Annotated in this window: 20 protein-coding genes; 5 read left to right on the top strand and 15 right to left on the bottom strand. The window is 38.7% G+C overall.

Annotation, left to right across the window (positions count from 1 at the left end; all coding sequences use genetic code 11):
- Complete coding sequence (locus tag WSC_RS0110675) at positions 1 to 273, top strand: YfcL family protein (protein ID WP_016955914.1); 273 nt, start codon at positions 1 to 3, stop codon at positions 271 to 273.
- 24 nt (positions 274 to 297) lie between these two features.
- On the opposite strand, the gene WSC_RS0110670 is transcribed toward WSC_RS0110675, so the two are convergent.
- The 3 genes from WSC_RS0110670 to WSC_RS0110660 all read right to left on the bottom strand — a co-directional run bounded on the left by WSC_RS0110670 (position 298) and on the right by WSC_RS0110660 (position 5,477).
- Positions 298 to 897 (bottom strand): Uma2 family endonuclease, encoded by a 600-nt coding sequence (locus tag WSC_RS0110670; protein WP_016955913.1) that lies wholly within the window; start codon positions 895 to 897, stop codon positions 298 to 300.
- Between the two features lie 83 nt (positions 898 to 980).
- Positions 981 to 1,991: a cell division protein ZipA gene (gene zipA, locus WSC_RS0110665; protein ID WP_016955912.1), complete on the bottom strand. Its 1,011-nt coding sequence runs from the start codon at positions 1,989 to 1,991 to the stop codon at positions 981 to 983.
- Between the two features lie 15 nt (positions 1,992 to 2,006).
- Positions 2,007 to 5,477 (bottom strand): AAA family ATPase, encoded by a 3,471-nt coding sequence (locus WSC_RS0110660; RefSeq protein ID WP_016955911.1) that lies wholly within the window; start codon positions 5,475 to 5,477, stop codon positions 2,007 to 2,009.
- Between the two features lie 102 nt (positions 5,478 to 5,579).
- Between WSC_RS0110660 and cysZ the strand changes: the two genes are divergently transcribed.
- Both cysZ and WSC_RS0110650 read left to right on the top strand, forming a co-directional pair.
- Positions 5,580 to 6,302: a sulfate transporter CysZ gene (gene cysZ / locus WSC_RS0110655; protein WP_016955910.1), complete on the top strand. Its 723-nt coding sequence runs from the start codon at positions 5,580 to 5,582 to the stop codon at positions 6,300 to 6,302.
- A gap of 52 nt (positions 6,303 to 6,354) precedes the next feature.
- Positions 6,355 to 6,792 carry an RrF2 family transcriptional regulator gene (locus WSC_RS0110650; RefSeq protein WP_016955909.1) on the top strand — a complete coding sequence of 146 codons (438 nt, stop codon included), beginning with the start codon at positions 6,355 to 6,357 and terminating at the stop codon, positions 6,790 to 6,792.
- A gap of 274 nt (positions 6,793 to 7,066) precedes the next feature.
- On the opposite strand, the gene tadA is transcribed toward WSC_RS0110650, so the two are convergent.
- From tadA to dsbC, 4 genes are all read right to left on the bottom strand, one after another.
- Positions 7,067 to 7,603 carry a tRNA adenosine(34) deaminase TadA gene (gene tadA, locus WSC_RS0110645; RefSeq protein WP_016955908.1) on the bottom strand — a complete coding sequence of 179 codons (537 nt, stop codon included), beginning with the start codon at positions 7,601 to 7,603 and terminating at the stop codon, positions 7,067 to 7,069.
- A complete protein-coding gene (locus tag WSC_RS0110640; RefSeq protein ID WP_016955907.1) occupies positions 7,590 to 8,615 on the bottom strand; it encodes a LacI family DNA-binding transcriptional regulator in 1,026 nt (341 codons plus the stop codon). The genes tadA and WSC_RS0110640 overlap by 14 nt, the downstream gene beginning before the upstream one ends.
- A 194-nt stretch (positions 8,616 to 8,809) precedes the next feature.
- The gene (gene recJ / locus WSC_RS0110635) at positions 8,810 to 10,519 is read right to left on the bottom strand and encodes a single-stranded-DNA-specific exonuclease RecJ (RefSeq protein WP_016955906.1); all 1,710 of its coding nucleotides are present in this window, start codon (positions 10,517 to 10,519) and stop codon (positions 8,810 to 8,812) included.
- Positions 10,519 to 11,241, bottom strand: a complete 723-nt coding sequence (gene dsbC, locus WSC_RS0110630) for a bifunctional protein-disulfide isomerase/oxidoreductase DsbC (protein ID WP_016955905.1) — start codon at positions 11,239 to 11,241, stop codon at positions 10,519 to 10,521. Before dsbC ends, recJ begins: the two co-directional genes overlap by 1 nt.
- Positions 11,242 to 11,456: 215 nt before the next feature.
- On the opposite strand from dsbC, the gene WSC_RS0110625 reads away from it, so the two are divergent.
- Positions 11,457 to 11,801, top strand: coding sequence for a hypothetical protein (locus tag WSC_RS0110625; RefSeq protein ID WP_016955904.1), 345 nt, complete (start codon positions 11,457 to 11,459; stop codon positions 11,799 to 11,801).
- Positions 11,802 to 12,123: 322 nt separating this feature from the next.
- Here the strand turns inward: WSC_RS0110625 and WSC_RS0110615 are convergent, their stop codons facing one another.
- From WSC_RS0110615 to WSC_RS0110605, 3 genes are read right to left on the bottom strand one after another with little or no spacing between them, the layout of a single operon-like run.
- Complete coding sequence (locus WSC_RS0110615; protein WP_016955902.1) at positions 12,124 to 12,522, bottom strand: MmcQ/YjbR family DNA-binding protein; 399 nt, start codon at positions 12,520 to 12,522, stop codon at positions 12,124 to 12,126.
- A gap of 29 nt (positions 12,523 to 12,551) precedes the next feature.
- The gene (locus WSC_RS0110610; protein WP_026016795.1) at positions 12,552 to 14,381 is read right to left on the bottom strand and encodes an ABC transporter ATP-binding protein; all 1,830 of its coding nucleotides are present in this window, start codon (positions 14,379 to 14,381) and stop codon (positions 12,552 to 12,554) included.
- Positions 14,382 to 14,386: 5 nt separating this feature from the next.
- Positions 14,387 to 14,740: a HopJ type III effector protein gene (locus WSC_RS0110605; protein ID WP_016955900.1), complete on the bottom strand. Its 354-nt coding sequence runs from the start codon at positions 14,738 to 14,740 to the stop codon at positions 14,387 to 14,389.
- Between the two features lie 125 nt (positions 14,741 to 14,865).
- On the opposite strand from WSC_RS0110605, the gene WSC_RS0110600 reads away from it, so the two are divergent.
- Positions 14,866 to 15,444 carry a hypothetical protein gene (locus WSC_RS0110600; protein ID WP_016955899.1) on the top strand — a complete coding sequence of 193 codons (579 nt, stop codon included), beginning with the start codon at positions 14,866 to 14,868 and terminating at the stop codon, positions 15,442 to 15,444.
- A gap of 32 nt (positions 15,445 to 15,476) precedes the next feature.
- On the opposite strand, the gene WSC_RS0110595 is transcribed toward WSC_RS0110600, so the two are convergent.
- The 5 genes from WSC_RS0110595 to WSC_RS0110575 all read right to left on the bottom strand — a co-directional run bounded on the left by WSC_RS0110595 (position 15,477) and on the right by WSC_RS0110575 (position 18,822).
- Positions 15,477 to 16,094 (bottom strand): GNAT family N-acetyltransferase, encoded by a 618-nt coding sequence (locus tag WSC_RS0110595; protein ID WP_157447258.1) that lies wholly within the window; start codon positions 16,092 to 16,094, stop codon positions 15,477 to 15,479.
- Between the two features lie 78 nt (positions 16,095 to 16,172).
- Positions 16,173 to 16,616 (bottom strand): DMT family transporter, encoded by a 444-nt coding sequence (locus WSC_RS0110590; protein WP_016955897.1) that lies wholly within the window; start codon positions 16,614 to 16,616, stop codon positions 16,173 to 16,175.
- An 87-nt stretch (positions 16,617 to 16,703) separates the two neighbouring features.
- Positions 16,704 to 17,285 (bottom strand): Crp/Fnr family transcriptional regulator, encoded by a 582-nt coding sequence (locus WSC_RS0110585; RefSeq protein WP_016955896.1) that lies wholly within the window; start codon positions 17,283 to 17,285, stop codon positions 16,704 to 16,706.
- On the bottom strand, positions 17,278 to 17,586 hold the full coding sequence (locus tag WSC_RS0110580) for a hypothetical protein (RefSeq protein WP_016955895.1): 309 nt from the start codon (positions 17,584 to 17,586) through the stop codon (positions 17,278 to 17,280). Before WSC_RS0110580 ends, WSC_RS0110585 begins: the two co-directional genes overlap by 8 nt.
- A 51-nt stretch (positions 17,587 to 17,637) precedes the next feature.
- Entirely contained in the window at positions 17,638 to 18,822 is a 1,185-nt protein-coding gene (locus WSC_RS0110575) for a BaiN/RdsA family NAD(P)/FAD-dependent oxidoreductase (protein ID WP_016955894.1), read from the bottom strand.
- Positions 18,823 to 18,885 lie beyond the last annotated feature (63 nt).

Below are 18,885 nucleotides of genomic sequence, written 5' to 3'. Positions count from 1 at the left end.
ATGGCTGACGCTCAAGCTTATTTAGACAAAATTGAAAGCAAATTAGACCAACTTAACGAAACGTGTAGCGATGACATGTTATTCGTAATTGGTTATTTGCGCGGCCACATTATGCTCTCTGCTGGTTATTTAGAAATGGACGGCAAATTTGAAATTGATCAAATTAACCAAGCAACTGAAGCATCACTCAACAAAGCAATTGAAGCGGGTGAACTAGAAGAACAAGACCAGAAATACGTATGGGATTTATGGGCAGAATTAACGCAGCTTTAGAAGCTGCGTTAGTTTTAAATACAATTATTGCTCGTTAGCGTTATCTGCTAAAGATTCCAGATAAGCTGTTACATCTTCGTTTTGCACGCGACGATAAATCTCAGCAACTTCAATGGTAAAGTCAATAGATTCAAAATAAATGCTTTCACCTAAAAAGTAATGGGTTGAACGCCAATCATCACTTTTACGATATACACACACATCCGCGACATCTTGCTCAACTACAACATATTCTTGCAAAGTGTCTATATTCAAATAATCTACCAGTTTTATTTTTTCATCCATTTTACGCGTCGAACGTGAAATCACCTCGACGATAATAACTGGTGTTTGTGTAAAATAAGGTTGTGACTCATCAAAATTGCAATCAACCATTACGTCAGGGTAATAAAAATTATCTCGAACGCGCACTTTCATATCAGAGCCAAAAGGCTCACAAGGAGAGCCATCTAAATGATTGCCCAATTTTCTTGCGATGTTCTGACAAATACGCTCATGACTGACACTAGCTCCAGCCATTGCATAAACATGCCCTTCAATCAGCTCATGTTTTACGTCCGCAGCTGATTCTCCTTCAAGGTATTCAGCTACAGTTAACAAATCAACATTTTTTGCTAGTGACATTTATAACCTCACCCTACTTGGTACTTGTACTGAGTGTAACATGATCAATCAGCCAAACGAATTACAATACCCTTAGGGAAATTTTAAGACTTCAATAATTGCCTTCTTTCAAACTCACGAATACGTTCGACATAATGTTGCACTGTTTGGCGAGTTAACACGCTGCGTTGTCCATCTAATACTTGGCCTGAAAACTCAGCGGCAATTTTTTTCGCGGCGTTGTGCATCATATTAAAGGCTTGTTGTGCATCGCCTTTTACCGGCAAGCTTAAAAATAAACTAACACCTTGGGTGGTGAATTGTTCGATATTGTCAATATCAAAAGTGCCAGGGTTAAACATATTGGCAAGGCTGAATAACACCTCACCTGTACCTGACGCTTCTTCATGGCGATGGAAGATATTAAATTCGCCAAATTTAAATCCTAGCGTTAACAAACTTGGTAATAACACAGCGCCAGACATGCTTTGGCCTTCTGGTGCAACTACGTTTAATATTAAAACTTCTTCCGGTTGTGCTTCTTTGGTTGGTTGGTCTTCAGCAGCAGTTTTTGCAGTTGTAGTTGCTTGGGTTTGAACTTGTTCACCCGACTCTGCAGTTTCGCGCGCACTTATTTGATCAAACAAATCGTCACCAAAGTCATGGTGATCATCTTCAGTTTCAGGTAAAGACATCTGCAATTGCTCACCTGACAAATCAGGCTCAATGCGCTCTGGTCTGGCTTTTGGCTTTTCAACCGTACGAATGCTTTGTAACTTTTCACTAAAAGATTTAGGTGCTGGTTTTTCTGCTACCTTTTCTTGGGCAGGCTTTACTTTTGTTTGTACAGGCTCTGGCTGAAAATTAGCTTCAATATCTTGCTGTGGTTTAGGTGATGAAACGACACGTGCCGGTGATACTATACCGTCATCAAATGCATCATCCGTTTGCTGCTCTAGCTCACTAGTATCGCTGTTTGAGCCATGTTTGTGAGGCGCATATTGTTCACTGCGGATTTGTTTGTTTTTTCTAGTTGTATATAAGCCATGCACAATTAAAGCAACAATAGCCAAAATACCTAAAACTATCAGTACGATTCTTAATTCTGATTCCATTATAAACCCGTAATATTATTGTAATTCTGCCAATTCTATCGCTTTTTCAATGTCTACCGCGACCATTCTTGAGACACCAGGCTCTTGCATGGTCACGCCCACTAAATGGGACGCCATTTCCATCGCGATTTTATTATGCGAAATATAGATAAACTGTACTGTCGAAGACATTTCTTCAACTAAACGACAAAAACGCCCTACGTTTGCATCGTCTAATGGTGCATCAACCTCATCCAACATACAAAACGGCGCTGGATTTAGCCTAAATATTGCAAACACCAATGATAAAGCGGTTAGCGCTTTTTCGCCACCGGATAATAGATGAATTGTGCTATTTCGTTTACCTGGTGGCCTAGCCATTATGGTAACACCTGTATCGAGTAAATCATCATCGGTTAATTCAAGCCAAGCAGCACCACCACCAAAAACTTTAGGAAATAACATTTTTAAATCAGCATTGACGTTTTCAAAAGTATCGCGAAAACGAGACTTAGTTTCGCGATCAATTTTACGAATGGCATCTTCTAAAGTTTCTAACGCGGATACTAGATCGTGATGTTGTGCATCTAAGTAGGTTTTGCGTTCAGCTTGATGTTCATACTCTTCAATTGCAGCTAAGTTAATTGCGCCCAGTCTATTTATGGAAGTGGTAGTTTTTTCGAGATCGCTCTCCCATTCGGCTTCAGCTGCCTCAGTCGGCATATCTTCGGATACTTGTTTAAACGACACATCTAAGTCGGCTAAAACTTCGAGAACGGATTTAGCACGAACACGATAACCTTCCTGCTCTATTTTAAGTTGGCCAATATCTTCTTTAAGCTTATTGGCTTTATCCATAATGCCATGCTGGCCTTTTTCCAAATCCGCGAGTTTGGCTTCTACTTCATCTAGCTCTATTTGTGTTTGTTGTTTTAACTCAGTTTGCTGCGCTTTTTCTTCTAACAACATCTGTAATTCAGCAGCCATTTCTTCAATTGGATCTGAACTTTCTAGGGCTTGTTCTTGAATTAATTCTAGTTTTAGTTTTACTTGTGCAAGCGCTGTTTGACTGCTCGCAAGCATTTGTTTGCCGTTTTGCTCGGCACTTTTTGCTTGTTCTAGTTTTAATTGTAATTGATGTTTTTGATTATTTAAGCTGTCTTTTTTACTGCGTGCATCGGCCAATGCTTGTTGTAGCTGATGTTTTTGTTGCTCAGCGTGGGCATTGGCGCTTTGGTTGTCTTGAAGATTATCGGTTAACTCTTCAATTTCCATCAATACATCTTCTAAGCGCAATTGCTCTACTTCAACTTGTTCTGCAAGTGATTGCTGCTCGTTTTCTAGCTTAACTTGCTGTTGTTGATAAAAAGCGAGTTGAGACTCTGCTTGTTTTAATTCAACTGAGTATTGATGCAACTCTTGTTTGAGTTCAGCGATTGTATTTTGTTCACCTTGGAGTTTTGCTTGGGTCTGATGAATTTTACTCTCGTTCTGTTCAAGTAAAGTTTGTGCTTCTTCAAGTTCTAATTGTTTAAGCTCTAGCTCTTGATTACATTCTTGCAGTTGGTTATCTAATTCAAAAACACTTTGTTTGTTATCGTCAAATCTAAATTGCCAACCCAAACCACGCCAATCGCCTTGTTGGTTAATTACAGATTGATTTGCATTGGGTTCGCTTCCGTCAATTTTAACCTTAGCCAAAATATTTAAAACGAAATCGGGTGCGGTGACTTGACTTGCCAGCGAGCGTTTAAATTCACCTGTATCAATCGGGTAACCCAGCTTTGAGCTTGTAAGCATAAAACCAGCGGGATATTCATTTGTCATTTCTGGCAAACTTGCGTCAATAAACAAAGCTTTTTGCCATTGGCTCATCACCAATTCAACCGCTTTTTCCCAACCTGAGTTAACTTTTATTTTGGAGCTAAGTTCAGATGCTTTTTCAGCCAGCCCGGTTTGTTTTAACCAGTTTTCAACTTGTTGGTTATTAATCTTGTTTTGGTGATTAATTAAGGTTTCTAAAGAGGCAATTCTTCCTCTAATTTGGTTGATGCTTTGATTGCACTGACTGATTGTGGATTCAACAAACTTACATTGCTGACGATCAATCTGTAATTGATCTTGCGTCTGTGTATTCTGTTCCTGTAGCGTTTCGAGGCGACTTTCCGTGATATGCGCTGCTTCGGTAATTTGTTCAAGGTTAATATCTTGCGGTTGAGTTAATTCTGCAAGTGCTTGCTCTAATTGCTGCAAACGCTGCAATGAAGTGCTAATTATATGCCTAATAGTGTCACTCTGCGATTTTTTTGCAGCTATTTCACTTTCAAGCTTAAAATAAGCTTTAGATTTTTCAGCCCATTGGTTAGAAAAACTTTCATATTTCGTGTTTTTTTCTTCTAGATCTAATTCGGCTTCAAACATTTGTTCAATCAGCATTTCTAGCTCGGGTTCAAGCTCACTGATAGTAAAGGTGTGGTTTGCAACATCTTCTTGCTCTTGTTCAATGCGCTCTTCAATGCGAATAATGTCATCTTGCAACTGGCGCTTTTCTAATTCGAAGTGTTGCTTTTTCTCTTTCAGATGCACAATACTTTGTTCATTTTTACTGATAGTTTGTGCAGTTTTAAATATATCATTGGTAATATGTTCAAGCTTTTGCCTAAACATAAATTGCGACTGTTTAAGTTCAATTAGTTGGGCTTCATCACCACGCTGCTCTGAAGTTAAAGACTCTAATTCTAATTGTTTTTGCTGAATATCTTGTTGCAGTACATCAGCTTGGCCGTTTAAACGCATCCATTTTAGGACGGCGAGTTCTGCTTTGAGTTTGCGCTCTTTCGCTTTGAGTTCTTTGTAACGTTTAGCGGCGCTTGCTTGTCTTTGTAGTTTTTCTAATTGCGCTTGTAGTTCAGATAATACGTCTTCTAAGCGCTCTAAATTATCGCGGGTATGGCGAATACGCGTTTCGGTTTCGCGCCGCCTTTCTTTATATTTCGAAATACCAGCGGCTTCTTCAATAAATAAACGTAAATCTTGCGGTTTTGATTCAATTAACCTTGAGATCATGCCTTGTTCAATAATGGCATATGATCTTGGGCCTAAACCAGTTCCTAAAAATAAATCAGTAATGTCTTTTTTACGGCACTTAGTGCCATTTAAAAAATAAGCTGCGGTTGGATCGCGGTTAACTGTGCGTTTTACTGATATTTCGTTGTATTTGGCATATTCGCCTTGTAAACGCCCTTCACTATTATCAAATACTAATTCTATGCTAGCTTGTGAAACAGGTTTACGAGCACTGGAACCATTGAAGATTACATCAGTCATATTATCGCCGCGCAGGTTTTTCGCTGAGCTTTCACCTAATACCCAGCGTACTGCATCGATAATATTTGACTTGCCACAACCGTTTGGCCCTACAATAGCCGACATCTGCGCTGGAAATGGCACAGTTGTTGGGTCAACAAATGACTTAAAACCCGCAAGTTTTATTTGTTTAAGTCTCATGTACGGCTTATTTGGACAAAACAGGTTGAAAAGTTAAGGGCTGCAACATATCAAAAGCTGTAGACAGAAACAAATTTTTATCATTTAAGGTTTAATAAAAATATGAGTTTAGGATTTAGTGCACTAATTGATGGATTTAGGCTGATTAATCAAAAAGGTATTCGACGATTTGTCTACTTACCAATTTTGCTAAATTTATTTTTGTTCGGCGGCGCCTTTTATTGGATGTGGCAACAAATAGATAAAATCAACCAATTTGTTGTCGACTTGGTGCCCGATTGGCTTTCTTGGTTAAACTTTTTAGTTATTCCTTTTATGCTTATATGCTTTTTCGCGCTATTTATCTTTTTATTTACCGCCATAGCCAATTTTATTGCAGCACCATTTCATGGGCTATTAGCTGCAAAAGTGGAAGAAAAGTTAAATCCACACATTGCTAGTCAAGCGCCGAGCCAATTTAAGTTAAGCAGCGAAATTTCACGCACACTTAAACGTGAATGGACTAAACAGCTTTATTTTATCCCAAGAGCCATTGGCTTTTTTATTCTGTTTTTGTTTATTCCTGTTGTCGGCCAATTGATATGGTTTTTATTTATTGCCTGGATGATGGCAATTCAGTATTGCGATTTTTGTTTTGATAATCACCAAATTGATTTTCACCGTATGCGCTCAACCTTAAGTAAGAGTAAATTAACCACTTTTAGTTTTGGTGGTTTTGTTAGCTTATTGTCAATGTTGCCACTGGTTAATTTAATTATTATGCCTGCAGCCGTGTGCGGTGCAACTAAGCTTTGGGTAGAAAGATATTTTAATGATTTAGATTAAAAAATAGCTGTGGTAGGCTGTCATAAAAGATTAATAACAGTAACTTAAGTATATGCAACTAACCCGTTTTACTGATTATGCTTTACGAACGCTCATTTTTTTAGCAGAAAAACCGGCAGGTTTCAAAATGTCATTAGGACAATTGGCCAGCTTTTTTGATATGAATTTAAATCATTTACAAAAAGTCAGCCAAAAACTGGTTCAGCTTGGTTACATTGAATCATCGCGCGGTAAACAAGGGGGAATATCCTTGGCGGTTGATAGCACTAAATTAACCATAGCCGACGTAGTACGTAATATAGAGCCTGAATTGTATGCTGTAGATTGCGAAGGTACTGAATGTCCAATCCGTACTTCGTGTAACTTACGTGGTGTATTTGCTACGGCAACAAACGCATTTATGGCCGAACTAGAAGCTAAAACATTAGCGGATGTTGCGTATAAAGGACCGGGCAAATTTGACGATTTATTATTGATGGAGCCACTTTAATATTTCTGTCATTTTGCTCTGTTTCAATGGACGGGATTTAAAAATGAAAATAGATAACCAGAAAACTGGATAAATAGGAAAAATGATGAAGAAAAGAAAATTATCAACGTCTAGCCGACGTAAAACTTTATTAAAGAAAACACATACCAAGGTGCTTTCTCGTCGTAAAAGCTTTGCCTCTATGCATATGGAAGAAACTAGTTTTTAACTTAGTCTCTTCCAACCTCTCACCTCTCCAGCTTACTTAAACATACCCACTAGCAACAAATTTAAATTAACTACCCAAGTCTAATTTACGCTTTAACTGTTTCTGTTTTTTAATTTCTGCACGGCGCTGTCTAAAAAAGTCCGACAATTTATTACCACATAATTCAGCTAATACACCACCACGAATGTTTAATTGATGATTAAGCTTTTCATGCTGCGCTAAGTTCATAACTGATCCACAAGCACCGGTTTTAAGATCTGATGCACCAAAAATAATTTCATCGAGCCGACTATGCACCAATAAACCAGCACACATAGGGCAAGGTTCTAAGGTTACATAGAGTTTGCAACCTATCAGTCGATAGTTATTCAATACCTTGCCTGCTTGGCGAATAGCCAACATTTCTGCATGTGCGGAAGGATCATTGGCTAAAATGGACTGGTTGAAACCAGAGGCTATCAATTGATTGTCTTTTACGACAACGGCACCAACAGGTATTTCATTGATGCTTTTGGCTTGGTCTGCGAGCTCTAATGCTCGCATCATCCAATATTCATCGTAGTTGTTTTGACTCGTCTCACTCACAACTTTAGGAGCATCCACATGATTTGCGCACTATCAGTTTAGCCGGCGTTAAACTCGCTTTGACTTCAATATCGTGGATTAAGTTAACTAGGGCTTCAACTAACATTTCACCAGCAAGTTTAGTGTTTTGCTGAATGGTGGTTAACGGCGGATTGGTAAAATGTGCAATTGGAATATCATCAAAGCCAACTACAGCAACTTGCTCTGGCACTTTTAGACCTTGCTCTTGGAAAGCGCGCATACCACCTATTGCTATCATATCAGATGCGCCCATCACAGCATCAAACTCTACATCTAACGCCATAAGTGTTTTTGCAGCATTGAAGCCAGATTCCTCGGTGGAAATTGCATTACGCTGGCATTCAGGTTTTATTGGCAAACCAGCCTCTTCTAACGCTTTGCAATGGCCTTGATAGCGCGACCAAAATTCTGGGCATGAATCGTCTGCACCACCTAAAAACGCAAACTTTTTCCGGCCTAATTCAATTAAGTGTTTGGTCGCTAAATATCCACCATGAAAGTTGTCGCAACCAAAAGAAACACCCGGCTGGCCCTCAGCCACAGCACCATAACGGACAAAATGTGTGCCTTGTTCGTGTAATTTAATCAGTTTTTCTTCGTAGTCAGTGTAATCGCCGTAACCCAATAAGATAATACCGTCAGCTTTAGACGCATCTTCGTAATCTGCATGCCAGTCTTCACTGAGTTGTTGGAACGAAACTAGCAAATCGTAGCCTTTTTTCGCAGCAGCCCGAGTTATACTACCAAGCATAGATAAGAAAAATGGATTGATTAACGAGTCATCCATGGTCGGATCTTCAAACAATAATAAGGCTAAAGTTCCAGTATGTTGGGAACGCAAATTACTGGCATTTTTGTCTACTTTGTAGTTTAGCTCTTTGGCAATAGCTTGGACTTTTTTGCGGGTTTCTTCGTTTACCAAAGGGCTATTGCGTAATGCCCTAGAAACAGTTGACTGCGAAACGCCTGCTTTATAAGCGATGTCAAATGACGTAGCTTTTTGTTTCATACAACCTCTTTAAGTGTCGCGGCCAGCTTCATTGCTCTCCTGATACTTTAAATCACTGCAATTCATCCCTGACTACAACTCATTAATGCATATATTCAAGAGTTTATATCAATATTTCAAAATTGCGCGAGATTTATTGCATAAATTTTAAATTTTATGCAATAAATCTCGAACTAAAGTGAAGATAATTTACTTTAAGCAACTAAGTTGGCCGTTTTAACCATAAGTTGAATGTTCCTTTGCCCTCTAAATTCATTTATATCTAAACTAAAAGCTAAATGGACTTTTTGCTGGCTGTTGACAGTCCAATGTTCTGGGTTGTAGTTGAACCAAATTGCATCGACGGCTAAACCACTTTGATGCTGCAATACAAACTTAATATGTTTATCTTGCAACAATCGCTCTTGTGCTATCACAAATACATCATCAAAAATGGGTGGTTCAAAACATTGTCCCCAAGGCAAGGCAGCTCGTAACAGTTCCGCAACCTCAAGAGTAAGCTCATTGTCAGCTAGTGCGCCATCGGTTAAACAAACATTGGTTAAAATATCTTGATTAACTAAAGATTTAACTGTGTCATCGAAAATTTGCTTAAACAGTGCAAAATTGGCTTTTTTGATACTCAAACCTGCAGCCATTGCATGGCCACCAAACTTAATGATTAAGTCTGGGTGCAAAGTATGCATTCGCTCTAATACATCACGAATATGCAAACCCGGAATTGAGCGACAGGAGCCTTTTAAAACATCATCATTGTCTTCAGCAAAAATGATTACAGGCCTGTGATAACGCTCTTTTATCCGCCCTGCAAGAATTCCAATAACACCTTGATGCCAATCGTCTTGATATAAACAAATCCCATAAGGCAGTTCATCTAACTTAATTTTACTTAAGGTATTAATTGCTTCGACTTGCATGCTAGATTCAATTGCTCGACGCTCTTGGTTGAGTTCATCTAACCGGCTGGCAATATGCATGGCTTGGGTATAATCGTCAGCTAACAAGCAGCTGATCCCCAAAGTCATATCATCTAAACGTCCTGCAGCATTGAGCCTTGGGCCGATTGCGAATCCAAAATCACTAGAAACAAGTTGTTTAAAGTCTCGGTTGGCAATATCTAATAATGCTTTGATACCTGGGCGTGCGAAGCCTTTTTTAATCCGATTAATACCTTGCTGTACCAAAATACGATTAACATCATCAAGCGGCACTACATCAGCAACAGTGCCAAGCGCAACTAAATCTAACAAGTTAGCAAAATTAGGCTCTTTAATTGCCAGTTGCGAGAAATAGCCAACTTCACGCATATAACTGCGTAGTGCCAACATCAAATAAAACGCAACGCCAACACCTGCGATATTTTTCGATGGAAATGGGCAGTCGTCTTGATTTGGGTTAACAATAGCGTCTGCATTTGGTAGTTGATTACCGGGTAAATGGTGATCAGTTACCACCACCTGCATGCCAAGATCTTTTGCACGTTTAACCCCAGCAACACAGGAAATACCATTATCAACGGTCATTAATACTTGCGCGCCCATTTGATGCGCAATATCAACAATTTGTTCAGACAATCCATAACCAAAGTCAAACCTGTTTGGCACTAAAAAGTCGACTTTAGTTGCACCTAGTTGCTTTAATGCCGAGACGCTAAGTGCAGTACTCGTAGCACCATCAGCATCAAAATCGCCGATAATAAATATAGATAAATTTTGTTGAATTGCTTGATATAAAACAGCAACCGCTTGTTCAACACCTTTTAAATTAGGTTTGTGTAAACGCGACAAAGAGAGTTCCAGCTCGTCAGCTGAAATCTCTCTATTTGCTAATATGCGTTGCAGTACAGGATGTAAACTTGCAGGTAAAGCTGAGGTATCAGGCGTTGAACGTCTGACTATTTTCATTAAGAGCCTTGTAATAGTTGCAACATATCTTCAGGTGGACGATACCCTGGCACTAAGGTGCCATCTTGCAAAATGATTGCTGGTGTACCAGAAACACCAATTTGTGCACCAAAGTTATAATGGTCTACAACCGGGTTGGCACATGATTTGGCAACAATTTGACCTTTCACTTTAGCGTCCGTCATTGCTTGTGCGGGATCTTGTGCGCACCAAACACTGACCATATCTCGGTATGATTGACTTGCTACACCACCACGAGGAAATGCTAGATAACGAATAGTAATGCCTAAATCATTGTATTCAGCAATTTGTTGGTGAAGTTTACGGCAGTAACCACAGGTTATGTCAGTAAATACATTAATTGCATACTTTTCGTTTTTCGCTTTGTATTCGATTAATTCTGCTTCAAATTTACCTAATTGGCTAACACGAACTTTAGATAAAATGGCTTCACTTTCGTTCTTCATACCTTCTTTTAAATTAAACAAGGTACCGTGTAATAACATAGAGCCGTCTTCACTCACGTAAAACAAACCTTTGTCAGTTAATACACCTTTCATTCCAGCTAATGGCACATCAACAACATCTTGAACTTGTAAACCAAGTTTAGCCACTGCTGTATTAATAGCTGGGTAGTTTTTTTCAACAGCGAATGAAATACTTGCCGTGCTCGCAATTACAGCAACGGCTGCAATTAATTTTGAAATTTTGTTGTTAAACATAAAACTCTCTTTTTACCACGGGATCAGTCTTTTGTGTGTGATATATATGACCGAACGTTGACGTGAAAAGTTACAGAGGTTAGCGCTTTTTTGCAAATGATATTTCACCAGTTGAACATAGTGTTGGCGGAAATATCGCACAAAACACCAAGTTTGCTATAGCTAACTCTAATTGACGCTATATACTGAAAACAAAGATTTTTAGGAGAAGATTTATGAAACACTCGTCTTTAATGGCTATTGGTTTAACCACTTTATTAGTTACGTCTCCTGTACTGGCTAGCGACGACGAAAGTTGGTGGGATAGTTTCACTACATATGTTAGTGATATTTGGTCTGATACTGAAGATGAACGAGAAACTGTTGCTGACACCTCAAAAGAATTGGCTGAAAAAACCAAAGAATTAGGTGCAGATATTGCCGAAGAAACGGCCGATGTTAGCAAAAAAGTTTATGAAGATGGTAAAGAAGTTGGTTCGGAACTTTGGGAAAAGAGCAAAAAAACAGGCTCTGATTTATGGGAAAAAACCAAAGAAACAGTCGATGAAATGAAAGATTAACTTTGGAAAAGATTTACCCCCAGCAAAGTGAATATATTTCACTTTGCTTTAACGCTGGATCTGCTCTTGATAAAATAATATACAGCTTGAAATATTCCGCCCCAGCATATAAATGCCACAACAGCACATGGTAGACCTAAGATTATAAGATCTACCTTAAAGCCAATAATTGCGAAAATAGTACTAATTGTACCCATTGCAATTTCTAACATCAATGTGTCAAATGAAATACCACTTACGGAATCAATTGGCTTTGCATAGTGTTTAATTTCCATCGAAGTAACACCCTGTAAAATATTTCTTAAAGCAACAACAGTCCCTATCAATTTAGCTCAAAATTATCAGGATACGCAGTATAAAAATAGTTTTTCTTACTTTTAGGTAAACCGGAAATAACCAAAGCATAAGACATATCCATCATGCGCTTCATTTCACCTTCGGGAATTGTTCCGTCTAAAATAATGCTATTCCAATGCTTTTTGTTCATATGATAACCAGCGATAACAGCGTTAAATACATCACGTAATTCAACTGCTTGCTCAGGTACACATTTCAAATTCATGTTGTCGCATGCCGGAAAATCTGGGTGGATTTTGCCATAAGACAAGGTAGCAAACATCTTGCCTGCTACCTTATAAACAGCAACATCAGCGCCGAATGGATAATCTAATTCAGCTTCGGGTTTAGATAATAAATATTGATTACATTCGTCCTTGTTCATAAGTCACCTCTATTTATTAGTTGATATGCCTATAAATCGTTGGCAATAAAGCCACCAGTTTGATGCGCCCACAATTGCGCATAAATGCCACCACTGGCAATCAGCTCTTTATGTGTACCCTGCTCGGCAATTTTGCCGCCGTCTAATACAATTAATCTATCCATAGCAGCAATAGTCGAAAGTCTATGTGCAATAGCAATAACTGTTTTACCTTGCATTAGCTTGTATAAACTATCTTGTATCGCAGCTTCTACTTCAGAGTCTAATGCAGAAGTTGCTTCGTCCAATACAAGTATAGGTGCATCTTTTAATAACACACGAGCAATGGCAATACGCTGACGCTGACCACCACTTAATTTAACACCACGCTCACCCACTTGAGCATCGTAACCAGTACGACCTTGTAGGTCAGTTAAGCTTTGAATAAAGTCATGCGCTTCAGCTTGTTTAGATGCTGCAATTAATTGCTCATCAGTTGCCTTGTTGCGACCATACAAAATATTTTCACGAACGCTACGGTGTAATAACGAAGTGTCTTGCGTGACCATACCAATTTGTGCACGTAAACTTTCTTGCTGAATGCTTGATACATCTTGGCCATCAATTTTAATTGTGCCGCTGTCTATATCGTAAAAACGCAATAACAAATTAACTAGGGTAGATTTACCGGCACCAGAGCGGCCAACAATACCGACTTTTTCACCCGGTTTAATATGTAAATCTAAGTTGTCAAAAACCTTAACGTTTCCATAAGAGAAGTTAACTTGATTAAACTCAATTGAACCTTGGTTTACAGTTAGTTCTGCCGCTTGCTCTTTATCTTGCACATCACGAGGTTGCGACAAAGTGCGCATACCGTCAGTGGCTGTGCCTATGTTTTCAAACAAAGCGCTGACTTCCCACATAATCCATTGTGACATACCGTTTAAACGCAAAGATAAACTAACAGCTACAGCAATAGCACCTACGGTAATAGAGCTATCTAACCAAAGTGAAATAGACAAATAGGCAACAGCAAATAACAACAAATAGTTACTCACTTGCACGCTAGTGATCATGCCTGTTGCTAAACGCATTTGTACATATACGGTTTTTAAAAAGCCATTCATGCCAGATTTAGCATAATCCGCTTCTTGTTTAGTATGGGCAAACAACTTAACTGTGCTGATATTGGTGTAACTATCAACAATACGCCCTGTCATATCCGCGCGCGCATCAGCTTGTAACATAGAAGCTTGTTTTAAACGTGGAATAAAAAAGCTTTGCAATAATATATAAACCACCAGCCATGCAAACATAGGTAAAGCTAATCGCCAATCGGCTTGGGCAATTAATACCAACATACTGGCAAAATAAACTGTTACATATACAAATACGTCCAACAGTTTCATCACACTTTCGCGCACAGCCAGTGAGGTTTGCATTACTTTAGTTGATATACGACCCGCAAAATCATTTTGAAAAAACGAGATACTTTGCCCCAATAAATATCTATGCGCTTGCCAGCGAATACCCATAGGATAATTGCCAAGCAAAGTTTGATGCACCACAGTTGCATGCAGCCAAATAGTCACAGGTGCGGCAATTAATACCAAAAAGCTCAACCAAAGTAATTGGCCTTGGTATTGCTGCAGGAAAGTTTCAGGCGTCGAGTTGGCTAACATATCAACTAAACGGCCCAAATAAGACATTAAATAGGCTTCAATAATCGCAAGTGTGGCAGTTAATAATGACATTAACACTAAATACCCACCAACCCCTTTGCTGTAATGACGGCAAAATGCAAATAAAGTATTTGGTGGTGTAGTCGGCTCTTCTGGCGGAAAGGGCTTTAACAACCCCTCAAAAAACTTCATCATAAAAATTAAGCTTCTTTTGCAGTTAAGGCTTCACCTTTAAATTGAATACCACCCCAACCAAATTGAATAAAGTTGCGGATATTTTGATGATCAGTCCCTTGTGGGTTTTCTAAGACATCTTTACGGTAGTAGTCACCAAACAAATGTAAAGTTTGTTCAGGCGTTAATTGATTTAATTTTGCGAATGCAAAAATTTTGCATGAACCGTTATTTTGCCCAGCTAAATTAACGGTTTCCCCATTATTAAATTCTGTTTCAACGAAATCATAATTTTCTTCAATTGCCTGAATAACTTCAGAAAAAACAACAGTGGTAGGAGAGGTTTGAATTTTGTTTAAAAGTAATTTTTGTGAACTCATGACTTATCTTCGCAATTAAAAAGGGTTATTGTAGCCTAAGTTGACTAAGCGGATAAGTGCTAGTTAACAAATACATTGTTGCGTTTATTACAACACGCATTAATTACATTAAAAGGAATCAATCAATGTTAAAAAATTTAACCTTAGCAGTAACTTTGTTAGCATCAGCAAGCTCGGCTCACGCGTTTAATTTCCCAAACATGTGCCCAAACGGTCAGTACCACAAAGTTTCAGGTCAAATTTCAACAAAAAACATCAGCGAACACGAGCAACAAGGTGAAGTGTCTTTCAACTTGTATAAGGTGAAAGGGTTTAGACGTAAGTTAGTCGCGTCAGCTTCTGGCGATATTTACGGTACTATCGTCAACCAAGATAATTTTGCCATCACTCTTAATCATCAAATAAATCTAAATGATGGTTTAGGTGATATATACACATACAACGACAAAGCTTACGTAACTGGTGTGACAGAGTTTGCTAAAGATCAAAACGGCCAGCTCATTTTAGATGAAACAACTAAACTACCTACCCCATGCGGTTTTACTGTTATTGAACAAGTGACCGATTTACAAGGTGTAAACGGTGCATTTGATGGTGCGACAGGCAAATTAACTGCGTTTGGTAGCATTAATATGTGCCCACAAAATGCAGATAAACCAGTGCACAATCAGTTCAGTGTTTCAGGCTACGTTTGTCTTCAATAGTGTGATCACTTAATCATAGAGACTCGGCAGGTTTAGGCGAGTCTCTTATTTAAGCAAATTAACTTTTCAAAACCAAGTTTCTGGTACATAGGCATGCCCAAACGAGATGCTTGTAAACTTACCTCGGTACAGCCCAACTGAGCTGCATGCGCTATTAAAAACAACATAAAATTCCTCGCTATGCCCTGCCCACGATAATTAGGATGTACCCCGACTTGATGTGTGCCCAAAGTATTATTTGATTTAAAACTGATTGCTGTTGCGACAATTTCTTGATCTATTTTGTACGCCCATATTTGAGCGTTTTTATTGTGAAATAACTGCGCAGTAGAATTTTTCTCGATTTGGTATGAAAATGCCGTTTCGCAGCACTTAACCCAGTTGCTTAATTCATTAGGTTTTATTTGAACGATCTTATCGAAAACATCTGCAGCATTTTGTTCTAACGTAATAGTTGTATCTATCACTTTACTCATTAACATCAGCTTGCTCTTAGTAGTTTGAGCATTTTCTTCGTTATCAAGATAAGCTGTTACCTTGCCTTCAAAGCTATGATGCCCTTGTGTCAGGATAGTTGTCGGCTGAAAATTCTCAGCCCAGATATGATTTGGCCAGGCTTGCTGAACAAAAAGGTTTTGGTTATTTACCATCTGCCCACCCAAAGCCAACCAATAACAATGCAAGTTATGTAAATTGTTGTGTATCAAATCCTGTTTAGTTCGTAACATTTAATTTGTCCTATTAATTAAATACAACCCTAGCAACATACATATAAGCCCAGGCACCTTAGTTAAGGTTAAATACTTAACTGGACTTGCAAACCAACCAAAATGACTAATGAGTAAAGCAAAAATAACTTGACCACATAAGGCTATGGTAATGGCATTGCCAGCCCCTAATTTAGGTATTAAAAAATACATGCTGGCAACACCAACCACACTGAGGATAAAGGAAAACCACAAATACCAAGGGGTACTAACCAAAGCTTTATTTGGCAATGGTGTCGAAAGTGTTGCAGCCAAAATACTGGTTAAAACGAAACTGGCAAAAAACGCATAACTTGTGGCTTTTAAAACACTCTGTAATTGAATTGCAAGTTGGGAATTCATAGCAGCTTGTATCGCAATACAAGCACCACAAATAAATGCGAGTAAACTGTAGTAAGTCGTCATTAACTGATGTCCATTAATCTTCAGAAAAACACCAGCATAATGTCATTATTAGCTCAGTTCATTTACATATGTTGAGAACAAATAATTTTATAATTGTTTACGTATACGGCTTAATTGTGTGGGTGTAATCCCCAGATAACCGGCGATATGATATTGAGGTAGACGATTAACTATTTGGGCATGTTCGTTTAAAAAATTGAGATATCTTTCTCTAGCCTCAAACTGCAAATAACCAATTTCTTTAGGCTCTTTTTCTAACAACCAATGCCTTTCTAAATAAAGAATATGCATTTTCATCAAATTGGCATCGTCAAACAAAAGTGTACGGTAGCGCTTAAAATCTATTTCTATAATTTCACAGGCTTCTATCGCTTCAACCGCCATAGCATTGGCCTGATTAGTTAACAACGCACTCATACTGCCAGGGAAACGCCCCTCAGCAAAAAAGTTTTTGTTAAATTCATTACCGTTTTTGTCGGTAACATAAGCGCGCGCCAAACCTTTGTGCAGAAAACAAAAACTTGTCGGCACCTTATTAAGCGGATAAATCAACTGCCCTTTTGCAAAGGATTTACCATTACAACAGGCGACAAAATCTTGCCAACTAGCCGCTGGCAAGGGCGAATAGTCAGCAAGTGTTGCTCTTAGGTGAGCAAATGCTTCAGTCATCAGGGCTTAAAACTGTAAACACTAAATGGTTACGCATATTTTTAATTAATATGCCTTTTTTCAGTAATAACCCAGCTAGGCGTTTTTGCCAAAGTAAAAGATTATCTTGCGCCTCATCGACCGCTTGCTGGGTTTTAAATTGCACTCTAACTAATAAAGAGCCCGGAAATGCATCGTGTTCCATGCTAAACCAACATTGTTCAACATCTGTAAGCTCTGCAAATGCTTTTTCTTCTAGTTCTTCGACAGCAGCCATAACAGCCGCTTGTTGTTTAATTTGTACTTTTGAGAGTTTTTTCATTATTGTTTCTTGCTATAAAGTTACTATTTCTTTGTTTTTACTTTGACTTTGCTAAACAGCCAATCCACAAGCGACACCACAACTCCACGCATATTGGAAATTGTAACCGCCTAACCAACCTGTAACATCTGTTACTTCACCGATAAAATATAAACCAGCAGATTTTTTGGCTTCAAATGTTTTTGAGCTAAGTTCGTCGGTATCAACCCCGCCTAATGTGACTTCGGCGGTTCTGTAGCCTTCAGTACCGTTCGGTTTGATTGTCCAATTATGTAAATAGTCGTGAATATGTTTAATTTCAGTATGCGATAGCTGATTAACAGGCTTATCAGGTAGCGCTTTATCATTAATTAAAATTTCGATAAAACGTGATGGCAATAATTGAGTTAAACAATTTTTTAGTGATTTTTTCGGGCTGTCTTTACGCCAGCTTTCTAGTTGCACTGTTAAGTTACACTCTGGCAACAGATTAATTGTGACAGCTTGCCCTGCTTGCCAATATGAAGATATTTGTAAAATAGCTGGGCCTGATAAACCTCTGTGGGTGAATAAGATATTTTCTCTAAACTGTTTGCCGCTTTGACTAGTTACTAAACAATCGATACTAATGCCCGATAAACCGTCAAACCTTTGTTTGTCGTGATCATGTAAAGTAAAAGGCACTAGTGCAGCGGTAGTTGGTACGACCTTTAAACCAAACTGCTCTGCAATTTTATAACCTAATGGGCTACCACCCAGTTTAGGCATAGTTAACCCACCCGATGCAATAACAAGTGATTGACACAAATATTCATCTTGATTAGTGGTGACTAGATAACCTGGCTCATTTTTAACAACAGACAAGACTTCATTACGCAGCTTAATTTCAACGCCTGCCCAATCACACTCAGTTAATAAAATATCTACTAAGTCTTGTGCGCTGTTATCGCAAAATAACTGGCCGTGCAAACGCTCGTGATAACTCAAACCATGACGCTCAACCAATTCGATAAAATCATTCGAGCTATAGCGGCTTAAACAAGATTTTACAAAATGGGGATTTTGGCAAAGGTAGTTTTCAGCGGTTGCAACTCTGTTGGTAAAGTTTGAACGCCCACCACCACTAATGAGGATTTTACGCCCAGCCTTTTTACCCATGTCTAATACCGCGACCGACTTACCGCGATAACCAGCCGTAGCTGCACACATTAACCCTGCTGCACCCGCACCAATAATTACAACGTCAAACTTTTGCACACAAAACCTATTTATACAACGTTTATGGAAACGCGCGCATTGTAACACAAGAATACATTAAGC

This window comes from Catenovulum agarivorans YM01 (assembly GCF_000281085.1).
In the GTDB taxonomy this organism is placed as follows: Bacteria; Pseudomonadota; Gammaproteobacteria; order Enterobacterales; family Alteromonadaceae; genus Catenovulum; species Catenovulum agarivorans.
The sequence above is the reverse complement of the archived record's forward strand: the minus strand, read 5'-3'. Positions and strand labels throughout refer to the sequence as shown.